The sequence below is a fragment of the Streptomyces sp. NPDC005799 genome (genome assembly GCF_040630525.1).
Lineage (GTDB): Bacteria > Actinomycetota > Actinomycetes > Streptomycetales > Streptomycetaceae > Streptomyces > Streptomyces griseorubiginosus_B.
Window position 1 is genome coordinate 1 of record NZ_JBEXXQ010000086.1, and the last position, 16,614, is coordinate 16,614.

At 72.0% G+C, this 16,614-nt stretch carries 15 protein-coding genes and 2 pseudogenes; 10 read left to right on the forward strand and 7 right to left on the reverse strand.

The genetic code is table 11. The features are described from left to right. Positions 1 to 78 precede the first annotated feature (78 nt). Positions 79 to 189 (forward strand): annotated as a pseudogene (locus ABZ453_RS47060) (IS5/IS1182 family transposase); the annotation flags it as partial. On the opposite strand, the gene ABZ453_RS47065 reads toward ABZ453_RS47060, so the two are convergent. Continuing rightward, complete coding sequence (locus ABZ453_RS47065; RefSeq protein ID WP_359025658.1) at positions 153 to 719, reverse strand: hypothetical protein; 567 nt, start codon at positions 717 to 719, stop codon at positions 153 to 155. The pseudogene ABZ453_RS47060 and the gene ABZ453_RS47065 sit on opposite strands and share 37 nt — an antisense overlap. A gap of 658 nt (positions 720 to 1,377) precedes the next feature. Between ABZ453_RS47065 and ABZ453_RS47070 the strand changes: the two are divergent. The 5 genes and pseudogenes from ABZ453_RS47070 to ABZ453_RS47090 form a co-directional block, all read left to right on the forward strand. Continuing rightward, positions 1,378 to 1,566 (forward strand): annotated as a pseudogene (locus ABZ453_RS47070) (NAD(P)-dependent alcohol dehydrogenase); the annotation flags it as partial. A gap of 328 nt (positions 1,567 to 1,894) precedes the next feature. Next, on the forward strand, positions 1,895 to 2,299 hold the full coding sequence (locus ABZ453_RS47075; protein ID WP_359025613.1) for a zinc-binding dehydrogenase: 405 nt from the start codon (positions 1,895 to 1,897) through the stop codon (positions 2,297 to 2,299). A 95-nt stretch (positions 2,300 to 2,394) separates the two neighbouring features. Beyond that, positions 2,395 to 3,300, forward strand: coding sequence for an NADP-dependent oxidoreductase (locus tag ABZ453_RS47080; protein ID WP_359025615.1), 906 nt, complete (start codon positions 2,395 to 2,397; stop codon positions 3,298 to 3,300). A gap of 283 nt (positions 3,301 to 3,583) precedes the next feature. Next, positions 3,584 to 4,573, forward strand: a complete 990-nt coding sequence (locus tag ABZ453_RS47085) for a hypothetical protein (RefSeq protein ID WP_359025617.1) — start codon at positions 3,584 to 3,586, stop codon at positions 4,571 to 4,573. Between the two features lie 163 nt (positions 4,574 to 4,736). Then, entirely contained in the window at positions 4,737 to 5,108 is a 372-nt protein-coding gene (locus ABZ453_RS47090; RefSeq protein ID WP_359025618.1) for a DoxX family protein, read from the forward strand. A gap of 308 nt (positions 5,109 to 5,416) precedes the next feature. Here the strand turns inward: ABZ453_RS47090 and ABZ453_RS47095 are convergent, their stop codons facing one another. The 3 genes from ABZ453_RS47095 to ABZ453_RS47105 are packed head-to-tail and all read right to left on the reverse strand — an operon-like array spanning position 5,417 to position 8,193. After that, positions 5,417 to 5,977, reverse strand: a complete 561-nt coding sequence (locus ABZ453_RS47095; RefSeq protein WP_359025620.1) for a hypothetical protein — start codon at positions 5,975 to 5,977, stop codon at positions 5,417 to 5,419. 30 nt (positions 5,978 to 6,007) lie between these two features. Continuing rightward, positions 6,008 to 6,703, reverse strand: coding sequence for a response regulator transcription factor (locus tag ABZ453_RS47100; RefSeq protein ID WP_359025622.1), 696 nt, complete (start codon positions 6,701 to 6,703; stop codon positions 6,008 to 6,010). Beyond that, positions 6,700 to 8,193, reverse strand: coding sequence for a histidine kinase (locus ABZ453_RS47105; RefSeq protein WP_359025624.1), 1,494 nt, complete (start codon positions 8,191 to 8,193; stop codon positions 6,700 to 6,702). Before ABZ453_RS47105 ends, ABZ453_RS47100 begins: the two co-directional genes overlap by 4 nt. Positions 8,194 to 8,405: 212 nt before the next feature. Here ABZ453_RS47105 and ABZ453_RS47110 point away from each other — a divergent pair, with 212 nt between their 5' ends. From ABZ453_RS47110 to ABZ453_RS47120, 3 genes are all read left to right on the forward strand, one after another. Then, a complete protein-coding gene (locus ABZ453_RS47110; RefSeq protein WP_359025626.1) occupies positions 8,406 to 9,110 on the forward strand; it encodes an ABC transporter ATP-binding protein in 705 nt (234 codons plus the stop codon). Positions 9,111 to 9,168: 58 nt separating this feature from the next. Further along, positions 9,169 to 11,553, forward strand: a complete 2,385-nt coding sequence (locus ABZ453_RS47115) for an ABC transporter permease (RefSeq protein ID WP_359025628.1) — start codon at positions 9,169 to 9,171, stop codon at positions 11,551 to 11,553. Between the two features lie 347 nt (positions 11,554 to 11,900). Next, positions 11,901 to 12,863 carry an N-acetylmuramoyl-L-alanine amidase gene (locus ABZ453_RS47120; protein ID WP_359025629.1) on the forward strand — a complete coding sequence of 321 codons (963 nt, stop codon included), beginning with the start codon at positions 11,901 to 11,903 and terminating at the stop codon, positions 12,861 to 12,863. 55 nt (positions 12,864 to 12,918) lie between these two features. On the opposite strand, the gene ABZ453_RS47125 is transcribed toward ABZ453_RS47120, so the two are convergent. Both ABZ453_RS47125 and ABZ453_RS47130 read right to left on the reverse strand, forming a co-directional pair. Next, positions 12,919 to 13,107, reverse strand: a complete 189-nt coding sequence (locus tag ABZ453_RS47125) for a hypothetical protein (protein WP_359025631.1) — start codon at positions 13,105 to 13,107, stop codon at positions 12,919 to 12,921. Further along, a complete protein-coding gene (locus ABZ453_RS47130) occupies positions 13,058 to 14,503 on the reverse strand; it encodes an NAD(P)/FAD-dependent oxidoreductase (RefSeq protein WP_359025632.1) in 1,446 nt (481 codons plus the stop codon). The genes ABZ453_RS47125 and ABZ453_RS47130 overlap by 50 nt, the downstream gene beginning before the upstream one ends. A gap of 148 nt (positions 14,504 to 14,651) precedes the next feature. Between ABZ453_RS47130 and ABZ453_RS47135 the strand changes: the two genes are divergently transcribed. Beyond that, positions 14,652 to 15,473 (forward strand): slipin family protein, encoded by an 822-nt coding sequence (locus tag ABZ453_RS47135; protein WP_359025634.1) that lies wholly within the window; start codon positions 14,652 to 14,654, stop codon positions 15,471 to 15,473. Here ABZ453_RS47135 and ABZ453_RS47140 read toward each other — a convergent pair. Further along, positions 15,418 to 16,608: an MFS transporter gene (locus ABZ453_RS47140; RefSeq protein ID WP_359025636.1), complete on the reverse strand. Its 1,191-nt coding sequence runs from the start codon at positions 16,606 to 16,608 to the stop codon at positions 15,418 to 15,420. The genes ABZ453_RS47135 and ABZ453_RS47140 overlap by 56 nt on opposite strands. Positions 16,609 to 16,614: the final 6 nt, after the last annotated feature.

The following is a 16,614-nucleotide window of genomic DNA, read 5'->3' on the forward strand; positions in this document are numbered from 1 at the left end:
CCTCCAGCACCACCGTGCCCAACACATCTCCTCAGTCCGTGGTCGTACCGCAGGGAGATGATCTCCGCTGCGGTCAGATTCCACGTAACTGATAGGTGGGTGGTGGAGAGAACGCTGAGCTGGCTGATGCGCTCGCGTCGCCTGGTGCGCGACTACGAGACGCTGCCCGCCATGCACGAGGCCATGGTGCTGTGGTCGATGACCATGCTCATGAGCAGCCGCCTGGCCGGGCGCCGCCCCGCAGCCTTCAGCCGGCCGGCAGCCCCGAGCGGGGTGAACACCCCCGGCCGCGTCTGGAGCGCCCACCCTCGTTCCACCAGGCGTTTCGCCTTCGACCGCAGCCCCTCGACCTTCGCCGGAACCGCCTGAAGGCCCAGGACCGCGGCCAGCTGCTGGCACCGCATACCCTCCCGGGCCGCATCCGACTCCAGCACGGACATGATCCGCTGGTAGTCCGGAGGCAGGACCGTCGCTGTCATGCCCTCGGCCCGTCTGGGCGCCACCGACCCCGCCACCGCACTCACCACCGGCTCCGCTTCCGCGACAGGCGGCTCCGCCAGCACCTCGGCCACCGTCACACGGGCATCCGCCAGACGCTGAAGTGCCCGCTCCGCCTCGCCGAGCGCGGCCTGCACCCGCTCGGCCTCCTCCCGCAGCCGTGCCACCTCTTCCCGGACCTTCTTCTCCAGAGCCTCCAGCAGACCGAGCACCGACGGCACCAGCTACCTCCACAAGCCAGACGAACGGACGAACCATGCCCATCTCTCCCGTCGCCAGCCGGAGTTCATGCCGACCCAGCCCGAACCAAACGATCACGTTCGGAAAGCGGATGGCGTCTGACGGGTCCGGTCGTTGACCAGATCGAGGCGGCGGGCGGTCAAAGTGCGCAGGCCGACGGCTAAACCACGGTGGCGCCGCCCTGCGGGGCGAACGCCTCCTTTCACGCCGCGTGCCTACCGCGGCCAGGGCAAGACTGCCTACGAGCTGACGCTTGCGCACCGCGATGTCGGCCGTTGGGGCTGCGTTCATATCCACCACGACTCCGATGCCACCTTGCGCTGCTTTGGGCTCGCCGAGACTATCTTGACTCAATGCGTCATCAGTGACAGCCTGGGAAACATGTCAGCGAGCAATGGGGCCATGCATCGGTGTCCCCACGTGAGGGCCGTCACGGGTATCGGCGACGGCCGACCCGGCGCCGGTTCCGGCTTGGTCGGGGTGTTCGCCGCCGACGTTCACGCCGACGGGCTGGTGGAAGTCCGCGGCGTCCGCGCTGGAACTCGGCAACAGGGGCCGGTGAGGGCATGCGGGAGCGGGGGCGCGCGGGACTCCAGGCCCTCTGTCCGCCCCCGGGAAAAGCATCAGGAGGCCCGCGTCATGGAAGCGATCGTCTGCCGCGAGTACGGCTCCGCGAGCGATGGGGCCGGAGAAGTGCTGGGGAGGATCCATTCCGCGGCGGTGAACCCGCTCGACACCCACACGCTGCGTGCCGAGCCGTGCCTGTGTCAGCGCCCGGCCACCGGGTTGCGCCGGCCGAGGAAGCCCGTCCTCGGCGGCGATGTCGCCGGGCGGGTGGAGGCCGTCGGCTCGGGCGTCACCAGGTTCCAGCCAGGTGGCGAGGTGTACGGGTCGATCCGGCACGGTGGGTTCGCCGAGTACGCGGCGGCCTCCGAAGACCTCCTGGTGCACAAGCCGGCGCACCTGTCTTTCGATCAGGCGGCGGCCCTGCCCGTCTCGGGACTGACGGCGCTGACCGGACTTGGCGGTCCGCAAGGCGTCGAGCCGTGGCAGCGGGTGCTCGTCATCGGCGCGTCGGGCGGTGTTGGGACGTGCGCGGTGCAGCCCGCCAAGGCGATGGGCGCCGAGGTCACTCCGATCGCTCGGCGCGGACCACGTGATCGACTACACGAAGACGGATCTCACCGCGACCGACCGGCGCTACGACGTGATCGTTCAGGCGGGGGGAACCGATACGGCATCGATACTCAGACGCCTCGCCACACCGAAAGGCACGGTGGTCCTCCTGAGCGGAGAGGCGTCCGGCCGCATCGTCGGACTGATCGGCCGCGTGGTGAAGGGCCTGGCGCTGTCACCGTTCATCAGCCAGAAGGTGCTGGCGCTCGCGGTCGTGCCCACCGCCTCGGCCCTTGAGCAGCTGAGCGAGGTCGTCACGGCCGGAAAACTCACACCCGTCATCGACCGGACCTACCCGCTGTGCGACACGGCCGACGCGATGGTCTGTCGCCACACGGGACGCGCCCGCGGAAAGGTCATCGTCACAGTCACCGAGGCCGCCTGAGCGCCCGCAGCAGGGCGCCCACCCACAGCCCACCACCCCTCCAACTATCGACTCCCAATTACCCGATTCTTTAAAGGACTTGGAGGTCCATTTCCATGCGAGCAGTGACCTATCACGAGTACGGCGACCCGTCGGTGCTGAGGGTCGAGGACGTGCCCGAGCCGCACGCCGGTCCGGGCGAGGTCCGGATCCGGGTCGAGGCCGCCAGTGTCAACCCGATCGACGTCAAACTCCGGGCCGGCTACCTGAAGGAGATGATGCCGCTGCAGTTCCCGAAGATCCCGGGCCGGGACGCAGCCGGAGTGGTGGACGAGGTCGGTGACGGCGTTGCGGGTGTCGCCGTCGGCGACCGGGTGTTCGGGAACTCGGCCGTGGGGACCACGGCCGAGTACGCGGTGCTCTACGAATGGGCGCCGGTACCGGACGCGTGGACGATGGAGCAGGCCGCGGCCGTGGGGGTGGCGGCCGAGACGGCGGTCCGCGTGCTGAACGAGCTGAAGGTCGGTGCGGGCAGCACGCTGCTGGTCGAGGGTGCCTCCGGTGGTGTCGGCAGTGCCCTGGTCCAGTTCGCCGTCGCCCGTGGAGCCACCGTGATCGGCACCGCCGGCGAGGGCAACCACGCATACCTGCGCTCGCTCGGCGCCACACCCACGACCTACGGGCCCGGGCTGGCGGACCGCGTGAGCGCGCTCGCTCCCGCCGGCGTGGATGTCGTCGCCGACGTGGCGGGCGCCGGCTCCCTGCCGGACCTCGTCAAGATCGCACCCACTCCGGCAGCCGTCGTCTCCATCGCCGACCCGACCGCTCAGCAGCACGGCGCCCGTCTCTCGATCTCACCCGACGTCGCCACGCCGGCCTCGCTGGTGGAGGCCGCGGAGCTGGGGGCGGCCGGAGCGTACGTCCCGCACATCGAAGCCACCTACCCCCTCGACCGGATCGCCGAGGCCCACGCCCGCAGCGAGACCGGCCACGCCCGGGGCAAGCTCGTCATCACGATCTGAGCAGGCCGCACGGCCCCGGCGATCGGCACCACCCTGCTCACCACGATCGCCGCCTGCGTCAAGACCTCCCCCATCACCGGCCACCTCACCACGGCCACGACAAAGCCACAGCAGCACCTGCTCCGGCCTCGAAACCCGGACGCTCGTGATCGCACACCGACGCCGGCCCATTCCCCTTTACCCCGTTTCGACCTGGCTGGGCATGATGCCGTGCCCACCGCATCCCACCTGCACACCTGCCTACCCGGGCCGCCGACACAACGGCCCATGACCCGAATGGTTCATGATGGACAGACGAGCATTCCTGACCGTCGGCGGCGCTGCCGCCGGACTGGCACTTCTCGGTTCCGCTCCGGCTGCCGGGGCCGCACCGGCGACGACACATTCCGGACCAGCCGAACGCCGCGCCGGCATCTACCCGGATGTCGCGGACACCAGCCACGCCTCCAAGAAGGCAGTGGCCTTCTTCCGCAGCTACTTCACGGCCAAGAGCCTGCATGACCCCGACGCCTTCATGGAGCACTTCCTCCGGTCCCAGGTCGGCTACTACGACGCCGTTCTCGGCGGCAGCGTCGCCGTGACCGACTGGACCACCTTGAAGGAAGGGAACACCCAGGCCATGAGCAGCTGGCCAGCGGGCGCGCTGGCGTACCCCCTGCGCATCTTCGGCGACACCCACAGCGCCATCGTCCACTTCGTCGACACACCCGAAATGTTCGGCGCGGAAATCCGCACGCTCTCCACGTTCGACTTCAAGGACGGCAGGATCACCCGCCAGGTCGACTACTGGGACGGACGACGCAATCCCGCCATCACCGGCCGTGCCCCGGTCGACCAGTACCCGCGCACCCTCGGCGTGGAGAAAGTACGGCAGAACGCATCCTGGGTCATCGACAGGGTCGCCCGTCAACTGGGCGCCGCGATGGCGGCGGGCGACGCCGCACGGAGCGCAGCGCTGTTCTCCGCCGACGCCGTCTTCGAGGACCTGACCACGAGAGCCGGCCTGGAGGGACGGCTGGCGATCGGCCGCTACCTTCAGCGGGCGCTGCCCCAGCTGCCGTACGGGCCGGGGGCAGTGGTCCGCCACGTGCTCGGCAGCGCACAAGGCGGCGGCTACGAATGGGTTGTGGACGGCAGGCCGGAGCTGAGCGGCGTCACCGCACTGCAGCTCGACAGCACGGGCAGGATAACCCGGCTCAGCACCGTCTGGGACGGTTCACGGCACAGTGATCCGGACATGCGGTCCCTGGCGGCCCTCTCCATCGAGGACTGACACAGCTGCCCCGCCCGAGCCGAGAACGGGTGATCATCGACGGTTCTCGGCACCGGCGGCCCCGGCGGCCGGCACGTCCCGCCCTTCGGCCGCTCCCGGGAAGGAGCGCCCGCGCGCTCCTTCCCGACCCCTCTCTCCTTCCCTCCCCGAAAGATCCTCTCCCGTGAACGTCGTCCTGTGGATCGTGCAGGCGGTACTCGCCGCCATGTTCGCCATGGCCGGTGTCACCAAGTCCACCCGGCCCAAGGACGAGCTGACCGAACAGCTGCCCTGGGTGGCCGACTTCTCCCAGGGCACCGTCCGCTTCATCGGGGTCGTGGAGTTCGCCGCCGCCCTCGGGCTGATCCTGCCCGGGGCCACCGGCATAGCCCCCGTACTGACGCCGCTGACCGCGACCGGCCTGGTAGTGGTGATGGTGCTGGCCGCGATGACCCACGCCCGACGCAAGGAACCCGGCGCCATCGCCTTCAACGCCGTCCTGCTGATCCTGGCCGCCCTGGTGGCCTGGGGCCGCTTCGGACCGTACAGCTTCTGACCCCTGCCGCCAGGAACCGGGCGGACGCGGCGATCAGTGAGAGGTGTGCATCGTGAAATTCCGCAGGTCAGGTGGGCTGGTGTGCGCGCTTTGCCGTGCTCGTGCTGGTCGGCGGCCGGTGTCCACGGTGAAGATCATCTGACTGGGCGGCTGTGGCGGTTCTCGGGTTCTACTGCGTCCACCGCGACCTCTCACTACGATCCGTAATCGTGCAGATACGGAGATTGCCGCGTATCATACGGAATTTCCTGGCAGAGGCGTGGTGGATGCGGCGCCGGCAGCGCCGTGTGGTGGCGGCGCGTCTGCCCTTAGTGCCAGCACGTTTCCCCGCCGCCGTCCCGTTCGGTGCCGATCGATACCGCGTAGACGAAGCCCTGGCCTCTCCCTGCCGCTGTCTCGGGCTCGGGTGAGAAGCCCCTGGGGTGGAGGTCGACGGTGAGCAGCAGGTGGCGGTCCTTTTCGGTCGTGGTCCAGCAGGCGCCCTCCACCGTGGCGGGCGGTGCCCCGGTGGCCGGGTCCCGTTCGCGGTGCCAGCCGGCCGCGGTGGCCGCGCTGGCGTAGTGGGCGATGACCTCTCCGGGTTCGCCCGGGAACGCGTACAGGCGGTCCGCGTGCAGCCAGGGCGCTCCGGCGCTGTCGCCGTCGCATCCGGTGGTCACGCCGACGCCACGGTAACCGGCGGGCTCCGAGGCGCGGGTGGGCGCCGAGGCGAGCAGTGGCTGCCTGGCCAGCCGCGTGAGTTCGGCGGCCGTGTCGTCGCAGCCGTCGCCGCCGACGGCCGAGCACGCGCCGAGGAAGCCTGCTGCCGGCAGCAGGAGGGCTGCCGCGAGTACGGCGCGGGTGCCGGCGGAGGGTCTTGTCGGGGACACGGTGCTCCTGGAAGGACGGGTGGGTGGTGGCTATCGCTCGGTCGTGGTGCCGCCCGCGCCCGGCACGATCAGCCCCGTCTCGTAAGCCACCACCACGGCTTGGGCGCGGTCGCGGAGGGTGAGTTTGGAGAGGATTCGGGTCACGTGGGTTTTCACCGTGGCCTCGCTCAGGCGGAAGTGGGTGGCGAGTTCGGTGTTGCTGAGGCCGTTGCCGAGAGCGCGGAGGACTTCGACTTCGCGGGGGGTGAGCGCCGAGAGGTCTCGGTGGAGGGTGGCGGTGTGGGTCGTGTCGTGGGCGACGAAGCGCTCGATGAGGCGTCGGGTGATGGTCGGGGCCAGCAGCGCGTCGCCGGTGCGGGCGAGCCGGACGGCGGCGACCAGGTGCTCGGGCGTGACGTCCTTGAGGAGGAAGCCGCTCGCTCCCGCGGTGAGGGCGGCGTAGACATAGCGGTCGAGGTCGAACGTGGTCAGGATGAGGACGCGGGGCGGATCGGGCACCAGGCCGGAGAGGATGCGCCGGGTGGCCTCCAGACCGTCGGTCCCGGGCATGCGGATGTCCATCAGGACCAGGTCGGGGCGGGTGCGGCGGACCGCGTCGATCGCCTCGTCGCCGTCGGAGGCCTCGGCGACGACCTCGATTCCGTCCGCGGCGAGGATCAGGCTGAAGCCGGTGCGGACCAGTACCTGATCGTCGGCGATCACCACCCGCGGCGGCGGCTCGCTCACGCCGGTTCCTGGACCGGCAGGACGGCACGGACCCTGAAGCCGCCGGTGGGCCGTTCCCCCGCCTGCAGGGTGCCGCCGTGGACGGCGAGGCGTTCGCGCAGGCCCATGAGGCCGTAGCCGGCGGCAGCACTGGGGCCCGGGTCGACCGGGGACATCGCGGTGCCGCCCGTGTCGGACACCTCGATGTGCAGCGCGCCCGGGACGTGGTCGACGGTGACCCGTACCCGGGCGCCGGTCGCGTGCTTCACGGCGTTGGTCAGCGCCTCCTGCACCACGCGGTACGCGGCCAGCTCGACACCGGCGGGCAGGGGTACGGGGGTTCCGGTGACGGTCAGCTCGATGGGCACGCCGGTCCTGCGGAGGCGGTCGGTGAGGGCAGGCACCTGGGCCAGGCCCGGTTGCGGTGCCAGGTCAGCGTCCGTGACCGGGCCGGGGCCGTCACCAGCCGCCAGAGCGGAGCCGTAGCCAACCGGCACCCCGTCACCACAACCAACCGCCCCCGCCCCGACCTCCCCGGAGTCCACCCCACCCCCTTCTCCACCCACCAGCTCTCCCCCGTCGGCCGCCATCCTCAACAGGCCCATCACCTGCCGCAGTTCCGTCATCGCGCTGCGGCCCCCCGCCTCCACCGCCAGCAGTGCCTCGCGGGCGCGGTCCGGGGCGGTGTCCATCACCTTGCGGGCCGCGCCCGCCTGGATGACCATCACGCTCACATTGTGGGTGACGACGTCGTGGAGTTCGCGGGCGATACGGGAGCGTTCGCGGTCGACGGCCAGCCGGGTCGCGGTCTCGTGGTTCTCCTGCAGGACGCGCAGGCGTTGCTTCCAGGTGTGGACGGCGTTGGCGGCCAACCCGACCCCGAGCAGGGCGAGGAAAGGTACGACACCGGGCGTGAAGGACGGGAAGTTCTCGTCGTGGAAGACGGCCAGCAGGACGGCCCCGGCCAGCAGGCCGGCCAGCGCTCGCCCGCGGTACGGGCTGTACACGGCCGCGCTGTAGGCGGCGACCACGCAGGAGACGAAGGTGTAGACGGTCGGGTCGCCGCCGCCCAGCCGCTGGTTGAAGAGCAGGCTCACCCCGGTCACCGCCCAGAACGCGGTCAGCGGATACCGGCGCCGTACCACCAGGGGCAACGCGGTCAGTGCGGCCAGCCCCAGTTGCCAGGCCTGGACCGTGCCGAGGTGTTGTGCCATGTCCGCCGGCGGGAAGGGGGCGTTGGGCGCGCTCGGCGGGGTCGGTACCCACGAGGGGGTCGACACCACGACCGGCGGGAGAGGAACCGTGCTCCTGCCCTGGCGGTGGGCGGCGATCACCGTGCAGGCCGCCAGGACGAAGGCGAGGATCGCGTCGGCCGCCCACATCCACCGGGACGGCCGCGGCAGCGGGCTGCGCTGCCGCAGCGCCGAGACGCTCGTCCTCCACCACTCCGCGATCTCCGCCGCGGCGCCCGCGGTCCCGCCCGTTCGCACCGTCCCGACAGCCCCGCCCATGCGCACAGTGTGGCAAGCCCCGGCCCCTGCCACATCCCTCCCGTGGCGGACGGCGGCTCACGGCTCGTACATCCCCCGCGTACATCGCTGGGATGACACGGCCGGAGGGTCATCCGGGGGCGGCAGCCGGTCTCGCCGTCACAGGCGACGCGGCCGCCGCGACCCGGCCCCTACCGTCGGGCCGAAACCGACCACCGGCCCGTGGAGGCACCGTGCCAGCGACCCCGCCCGTCATCGACATCCGTGATGTGACCAGGACGTACGGCGAGGGGCCGCCGGCGCTCGCCGACGTGAGCCTGAGCGTGCGCGCCGGAGAGGCGGTCGCCGTGCTGGGGCCGTCCGGCAGCGGCAAGTCGACGCTGCTGAACCTGATCGCCGGGCTCGACCGGCCTAGCGAGGGCAGCGTGACCGTCGCCGGGCTGCGGGTGGACGGGATGGGTGAGGCGAGGTCGGCGGAGTTCCGGCGGACGAAGATCGGCATGGTCTTCCAGTTCTTCAATCTGCTGGACGACCTGACGGTCACCGACAACGTGCTGCTGCCCGCCCAGTTGGCGGGCCTGCCCCGGGCCGAGGCGCGGCGGCGGGCCGCCGGTCTGCTGGAGCATCTGCGCATCGACCGGCACGCGGACGCCTACCCCGGCCGGTTGTCCGGCGGGGAGCGGCAACGGGTCGCCGTCGCCCGGGCCCTGATGAACCGTCCGGCCCTGCTGCTGGCCGACGAACCCACCGGCGCGCTGGACACCGCCTCCGGCGAGGACGTCCGGGAACTCCTGGCCGAGCTCAACGCCGACGGGCAGACGATCCTCCTGGTCACCCACGATCTGCGCCTCGCGGAGTCCTGCGCGACCCGGACGGTGGAGCTGGTCGACGGCCGCGTCACGCGGGACATCGAGCACACCCCGGCGGTGACCCGATGAGCAGTGCCCGCAAGGCCGCCTTCACGCAACTACGGCTCCACACCACGGCGGTGACCCCGTGAGCGCCCTCGGCAAGGTGGTCCGGGCCGGGATCGGTCGACGGCGCTTGCAGACCGCCGTCATGATCCTCACCACGCTCATGGCCGTCACCGCGTCCGTGCTCGCCGCCGGGCTGCTCGTCGCCGCCCGGGCGCCCTTCGACCACGCCTTCGCCCAGCAGCGGGGCGCCCATCTGACCGTCCAGTTCGACGGGACGAAGGTGACCGGCGGTCAAGTCGGTGCGACCGCCCGCGTGTCGGGCGTGACCGCCGCCTCCGGGCCCTTCCGGGCTCTCTCCCTGCGGCCGCGCACCGCCTCGGGGTCGGACGCGCTTCCGGCCGGGGTCGATCTGCCGCCGCTGACCGTCGTCGGCCGGGCGGACGCCGGAGGCCGCGTCGACGGGGTCAGGCTCGTCGCGGGTGCCTGGGCCACCCGGCCCGGACAGATCGTGGTGGCGTACGGCGGGGTGCCCGTACAGCCGGGTGCCCGGCTGACGTTCCCCTCCGCGCCGGGCGCCCCCACGCTGACGGTGGTCGGCGTCGCCCTATCGGTGACCGGCACCGCGGACGCCTGGGTGACTCCCGCGCAGGCCGAGGCGTTGAGCGCGCGGGGCGGCCCGGTGTCGTACGAGATGCTCTACCGCTTCCGTCACGCGGGCACGGATGCTCAGATCACCGCCGACCGGAACGCGATCGCCGCGGCGGTGCCGAAGGGTGCCCTGAGCGGATCGCGGTCCTATCTGGCCGTACGGCAGCAGGAGACCGCCAACACGATGGCGTTCGTGCCCTTCCTGGCCGCGTTCGGGGTGCTCGGGCTGCTGCTGTCGGTTCTGGTCATCGGCATCGTCGTCAGCGGCGCGGTCGGCGCCGCGACCCGGCGCATCGGCATCCTCAAGTCCCTTGGTTTCACCCCCGCGCAGGTCGTACGGGCCTATGTCGGGCAGGCGCTGATCCCGGCGGGTGTGGGGTGCGCGCTCGGGCTGGTGCTGGGCAATCTGCTGGCCGTTCCGGTGCTCGGCGAGGTCGGCACGGCCTTCGGCGGTCCGGGGGCGTCGGTTCCCGTGTGGATCGACGTCGTGGTGCCCGGGGTGGCCCTCGCGCTGGTCGCCGGAGCCGCTCTGGTGCCCGCGCTGCGGGCCGGGCGGCTGCGGACCGTGGAGGCGATCACCGTCGGACGTACGCCCGGTACCGGCCGGGGGCGTCTGGCGCGGCGGCTCGCGGGGCGGCTGCCGGTGCCGCGGGCGGTGGGGCTGGGGCTGGCGCACCCCTTCGCCCGTCCGGCGCGTTCGGCGACGACGGCCGCCGCGGTCGCCTTCGGCGCCGCGACCGTCACCTTCGGGGTCGGGCTGGCCCTGACGCTCGGGGCCGTCCAGTCGGGCCGCATGCTCGACTCGGCCGGGACCGTCATGGTGGCGGCCGGCGGCGGGCAGGCGCCGCCCGGTGCCCAGGCGGTCCACGCGGGCGGCGGCCCCGACGCGCCGAAGGCCGCTCCGGCCGAGGTCGCCGCCGCGCTCCGCGCCCAGCACGGGACCAGCCGCTTCTACGGCATCGCGCAGGCGGAGGTGGGCGCGTCCGGGATCACCGGCGCCACCACCGTGGTGGCCTACCAGGGTGATACGGCGTGGGCGGCCCCGCAGATGGTCTCGGGCCGTTGGCTCGACGGGCCGGGGCAGGCGGTGGTCACCACCCGGTTCCTGAAGGCCGCCGGGATCCGGGTCGGGGACACCGTGACCCTGACGGAGCGGGGGCGGCGGGCCTCGGTGCGGATCGTCGGCGAGGCGTTCTTCACCGCGGGCGAGGGCATGGAACTCCTCACCCGGACCTCGACGCTCGCGGCACTCGGGCTCGACGCGACGCCGGGCCAGTACGGCGTGCGGACGAAGCCGGGGACGGACCTGGCGCGGTACCTGACCTCGCTCAACGCGGCTCTGCGACCGGTCGGCGCGGTCGCGCAGGCCAACACCGCGCAGGGGTCCGACGTGATCGTGACGATGGACGCGCTGGTCGGGACGCTCACCCTGATGCTGGTCGCGGTGGCGGGCCTGGGGGTGCTCAACACGGTCGTCCTCGACACCCGAGACCGCGTCCACGACCTCGGCGTCCTCAAGGCCCTGGGCATGGCGCCACGCCAGACCGTCGCCATGGTGGTCACCTCGGTCGCCGGGATCGGTCTGCTCGCGGGCGCGGTGGCGGTCCCGGCCGGCGTCGCCCTGCACCGGTACGTCACGCCGCTCATGGGCAAGGCCGTCGGCATGACCCTGCCCGCCTCGGACATCGCCGTCTACCACACGCCCGCGCTGGCCGCGCTCGCCTGCGGCGGGCTGGTCATCGCGGTACTGGGCGCCCTGCTGCCGGCCGGCTGGGCCGCCCGGACGGACACGGCCACCGCGCTGCGCACGGAGTGAACAACTCGGACCGACACCGCCCTCTCGCTTCGCACGGAGCGAGCCATCCAGACCCACACCACCACAACACCACGCACCAAGCGAGCCACACGGACCTACACCGCCACCGCGCCGCGCATCACGCCGTCAACCACTCATGCGCCAACCCGCCTATACCGCGCGTGCGTTGAGTGGTGAGAGGCAAGAAGTCCGGCACCGGCTCCGCGCGCCTCAGGGCTTCCGGCCCCCTCACCCGGTACGAAAGCCCTCATACGATCCTGGCCGCCCCGCACGCGGTTCGATTCGTCAACTGGCTTCACAGGAAACCCGGTTACGTTCACCGGATCCATCCGAAAGGACCGCAAGTCATGGCCACACCCCTGACGGCCGCCCAGATGCTCGCCGCGCTGAAGGCCGAGGGCCTCACCGTGCACGAGCACGCCGGCTGGCAGACCCACAACCGCGACGCGGCGACCGGCAAGGACTTCGGTCCCGTGATCGGCGTACTGATCCACCACACCGCCGGTCACGGTGACAGGGAGCTCTGCTACAACGGCAGATCGGACCTGCCCGGCCCACTCTGCCACGCCTGGCTCGGCAAGACCGACGGCCTGTGGACGATCGCCAACGGCCGCGCCAACCACGCCGGCGGTGTCGACCTCGACGTCCTCAACGCCCTGCGCGCGGAGAAGCCCCTCCCCGTCGACAACCAGGCCAACGCCGACGGCAACGACTGTCTGTACGGTCTGGAGATCGAGAACCTCGGCGACGGCAAGGACCCCTACCCGGACGCGCAGTACGACCAGGCCGTGCTGTGGGCCGCCGCGATCTGCCGGGCGCACGGCTGGTCGGAGAAGTCGGTCGCCGGGCACAAGGAGGTCCAGCCCGGCAAGGTCGACCCGAGCTTCGACATGGACGACTTCCGCGCCGACGTGAAGAAGCAGCTCGCGACGACGCCGGCCAAGACCTCTCCGGCCCCGTCCAAGACCTCCCCCGCCCCCTCCAAGACCCACCCCGCCCCTCCCAAGGCCGGCAAGCCCCGCGTCGACCTCTCCCGTCTCGTCCAGGCCGCGAAGACCGACCCGGGCGCCAAGCAGGGCCACGTCTCCTACATGGCCGGCACCAACCTCACCGAGGCGGCCCTGGTGAAACTGGGCTACCTCGCCAAGACCTACGCGGGCGACGGCTCCTTCGGTACGACCACGATCGCCGCGTACGCCAAGTGGCAGCGCCACCTCGGCTACAGCGGCGCCGAGGCCGACGGCATCCCCGGCAAGATCTCCCTGGGCAAACTGGGAGACACGACAGGTCTGTTCACGGTCGTCGCCTGACCACCGGGGCCGGTGGGTCAGGTCGTCACCTGACCCACCGGGCCGGGCCGACGCGTCACGAGGTGGCGCGCAGCGGCCCGTGGGAGCGGCCGTGCAGGAGGTCCACCGCCTCGGCCGTGGCCTCGTCCTCGGGCAGCAGGACGACCAGTTGCTGGGTGTCCGGGGACCCTCCGGGCGGGCCGTGCCGCCGCGCCCTATCCCGGCTGAGGGCGGACGAACCGGAAGTCGGCGGGGTCCGGTTCACGGGTGCGGTCCGCGTACTCGCCCATGTATCCGGGCCAGTTGGCGACATCCCGGCCGTCCGGTGTGCGGTACCAGGACGAACAGGACTGCCAGGCCGTCCCCGAGAAACGCGCCCGTACGGCCTCCACCCCCGCCTCCTCCACCTCCGGCCGCACGTCGAGGGCCGACGCGCCCGCGCGGCGGGCCAGTTGCAGGGCCCGGCGGACGTAGGCGGCCTGGGCCTCCAGGAAGAACAGGACGGAGCCGCCGGAGGTGTTGGTGTTGGGGCCGTACATGAGGAACAGGGAGGGGAAGCCGGGGACCATGATGCCGAGGTGCGCGCGGGCGCCCCGGGCCCACGCGTCCTCGATGGACCGGCCGCCCTCGCCCCGTACCTCCATCGGCAGCATGAAGGTGTTCGTACGGAACCTGGTCGCGTGGATCACGCTGTCCACGGCGTGCAGCCGGCCGTCCTCGGTGAGCGGGCCCCGCCGGGTCATCCGGATGATCGGCTCCGTGACCAGTTCGACGTTCGGCCGGCGCAGGGCGGGCAGGAAGTCGGAGCTGAGCAGGACGCGTTTGCAGCCGAAGGGGTAGTCGGGCCAGGCCTTGCGGCGCAGGTCGGGGTCGGGGAGCTGGCGGCGCATGTGGGCGGCCGAGAGAAGGGCGCCGACACGGCCCACCGTGCGCGGGTGGCGGACGCAGAGGGTGATCAGCTCGATGCCGTGGTACAGGAACCGCCGCCACAGCCGCCGCGCCCACGGCAGGCGCAGGGCGCGGTCCAGGGCCGCCGGCATCGGGCGGTCGGGGCGCGGCAGGAACCAGTTGCCGGTGCGCTGGAACACCGTCAGATGATCGACCAGGGGCGCGATCTCCGGCACCAGCTGGGCCGCGCTCGCCCCCGTCCCGATCACCGCCACCCGCTTGCCCCGCAGGTCGTGGTCCTCGTCCCAGCGCGCGGAGTGGAAGCTGTGCCCGGCGAAGTCGGCGAGGCCCTCCAGCGCGGGGAACGCGGGCTTGTCCAGCTGTCCGGTCGCCAGCACCACCGCGTCCGCGACCCGTTCCTCCGCACATCCGCCGCGCCGGCCGCGGACCGTCCAGGTGCAGCTCTCCTCGTCCCAGGTGCACGAGGTCACCGTCGTGTCCGGCACGACCCGGGGGGTGACACCGAGGGCGTCCGCGGTCTCGCGCGCGTACCGCAGGATCTCGTCCCGGCGGCAGAACAGCCGTGGCCAGGAGGCGCGTTGGGCGAAGGAGTACGAGTAGAGGTGGCTCGGCACGTCGCAGGCGGCACCCGGGTAGCGGTTGTGGAACCAGGTCCCGCCCAGCTCGGGGGCGGCCTCCAGCAGGGTCACGTCGTCCAGTCCGTGCCGCAGGAGTTCGGCCGCGACCGCGATGCCGCCGAAGCCCGCGCCCACCACGACGACCCTCGGAGCGGGCGCCGGCTCCGGGCGGTTTTCTTGACGTTCTCCTGACGCTCGTGAGCGCATCCGGTCAACTCCGTCCGGTGTCTTCTCCTCTGTCTCAGTCCTTTCGAGGATCGATCCTTCCGAGGAATGGAGTGCCATGGAAGGCACTGTGGTCGCGGTCGTGCTGGTGGCCCTGGTGGCCCTGCTCGTGCTGCGCAGCGGGATGCGGGTGGTCAACCAGGTCGAGCGCGGGGTCGTGTTCCGCTGGGGCAAGGCGCGCCCGGGTCACCGGAATCCCGGCATCACCTTCCTGATCCCCTTCGCCGACCGGATGCGCAAGGTCAACGTGCAGGTGGTGACCATGCCGGTGCCCACCCAGGAGGGCATCACCAAGGACAACGTCTCGGTCAAGGTCGACGCGGTCGTCTACTTCCGGGTCGTCGACCCGGCACGGGCCGCCATCGAGGTCCAGGACTACGTCTTCGCCGTCGGCCAGGTCGCCCAGTCCTCGCTGCGCTCCATCATCGGCAAGAGCGACCTCGACGACCTGCTCTCCGACCGGGAAAGGCTGCACGAGGGCCTCGCCCTGATGATCGACAGCCCGGCCGCCGGCTGGGGCGTCCACATCGACCGCGTCGAGATCAAGGACGTCCAGCTCCCGGAGTCCCTGAAGCGGTCCATGTCCCGCCAGGCGGAGGCCGAGCGCGAACGCCGGGCCCGGGTCATCACCGCGGACGGCGAGTTCCAGGCCGCCCAGCAGCTCGCCAACGCCTCCCGCATCATGTCCGACACCCCGGAGGCGATGCAGCTGCGCCTGCTGCAGACGGTCGTGGAGGTGGCGGCCGAGAAGAACTCGACCCTGGTGATGCCGTTCCCGGTGGAGCTGCTGCGGTACTTCGACAAGGCGGCCCGGCAGTTCGGCGCTACGACTCCTGCGGCACCGGTACCCGCTCCGGCGCCCCCCGTCGAGCAGCCGTAGCGAGCGCCACCGTCACCCCGCCCGACGCGGCCGCCATGAGGGTCATCGCCGTGCCGGGCGAGGTGAGTTGGGCGACGGAGCCCGCCAGGGCCGCGGCCACGCCCTGCATCGTCAGCATGCCGGAGGAGTGCAACCCCAGGGCGTGGCCGGAGAGTTCGTCCGGGGTCAGGGCCATCAGCCGCTCCTGTTGGACGAGGCTCGCGCCGAAGCCGACCGAGGCCAGGGTCACGGCGACCGCGGCGAGGGGGAGCGCGGGGCGCAGGACGAAGAAGAGGTAGGGGCCGGCCAGCAGCAGGAGCAGCGGCGTCGCCAGGCGCCGCCGTACGGCCGTAGGGACCAGGCGGCCGACGGTGACGTCCCCGGCGAACATGCCCAGCGCCCCGCAGGCGAACAGCGCGCCGGCGGCGTGGGGCGCGTAGGAGACGTAGAGGGACTCGCAGCCCACGACGAGGCCGTTGGGCAGCCACAGGCCCAGATAGGTGAGCCGGCGCGGGCGGTCGGACCACAGCAGGGCGTTGGTGCGCCAGGTCGCCGAGACGGACGGGCGCCCCGAGGCGCGTGGCGGGCGCTCGGTCAGCCCCAGGCGCATGCCGAGGGCGGTCGTGGCGTAGAGCGCGGCCGCCAGCAGCAGACAGACCCGCGGGGACAGGAACGTCAGCAGGGCGCCGCCGGTCGCGAACCCGGTGATCTGCATCAGCCCGGAGAGCATGTTGAACACCGAACGCCCCAGCAGATAGCCGTCCTTGGACAGGATCTCGGTCAGCAGCCCCCAGCGCACTCCCCCGCCCAGCGAGGCGACCAGGCCCTGCAGGAGGACCACACCGAAGAGCGCCCCGATCGGCAGGCCGGGCAGCGCGAGGAGCGCCGTACTGGCCGCGAAGGCGAGGGCGATGCCGGTCAGCGCCGTGCGCGGACGCAGCCGGTCGGCGCCCGACAGCAGCAGCGAGGCGCCGAGCACCTGGGCGAGCTGCGGCCCGAACATGCTCACCGCCGACAGCAGCGGCGAGTCGGTCGCGCGGAAGACCAGGGTGCCGAGCGCCAGCCCGCCGATCGTCTGGCCCACGGTGTGGGTGGCGGAGGCGAGGAAGAACGGGGTGAACTCGGGCGTGCGGAAGAGCTCTCGGTAACTGCGCATGCGGGG

Bases quoted from the DNA above. Each gene is read 5' to 3' on its own strand.
- ABZ453_RS47080 (WP_359025615.1), top strand. From the start codon at position 2,395: ATGCGAGCAGTGACCTATCACGAGTACGGCGACCCGTCGGTGCTGAGG.
- ABZ453_RS47085 (WP_359025617.1), top strand. From the start codon at position 3,584: ATGATGGACAGACGAGCATTCCTGACCGTCGGCGGCGCTGCCGCCGGA.
- ABZ453_RS47105 (WP_359025624.1), bottom strand. From the start codon at position 8,193: ATGGGCGGGGCTGTCGGGACGGTGCGAACGGGCGGGACCGCGGGCGCC.
- ABZ453_RS47120 (WP_359025629.1), top strand. From the start codon at position 11,901: ATGGCCACACCCCTGACGGCCGCCCAGATGCTCGCCGCGCTGAAGGCC.
- ABZ453_RS47135 (WP_359025634.1), top strand. From the start codon at position 14,652: ATGGAAGGCACTGTGGTCGCGGTCGTGCTGGTGGCCCTGGTGGCCCTG.
- ABZ453_RS47140 (WP_359025636.1), bottom strand. From the start codon at position 16,608: ATGCGCAGTTACCGAGAGCTCTTCCGCACGCCCGAGTTCACCCCGTTC.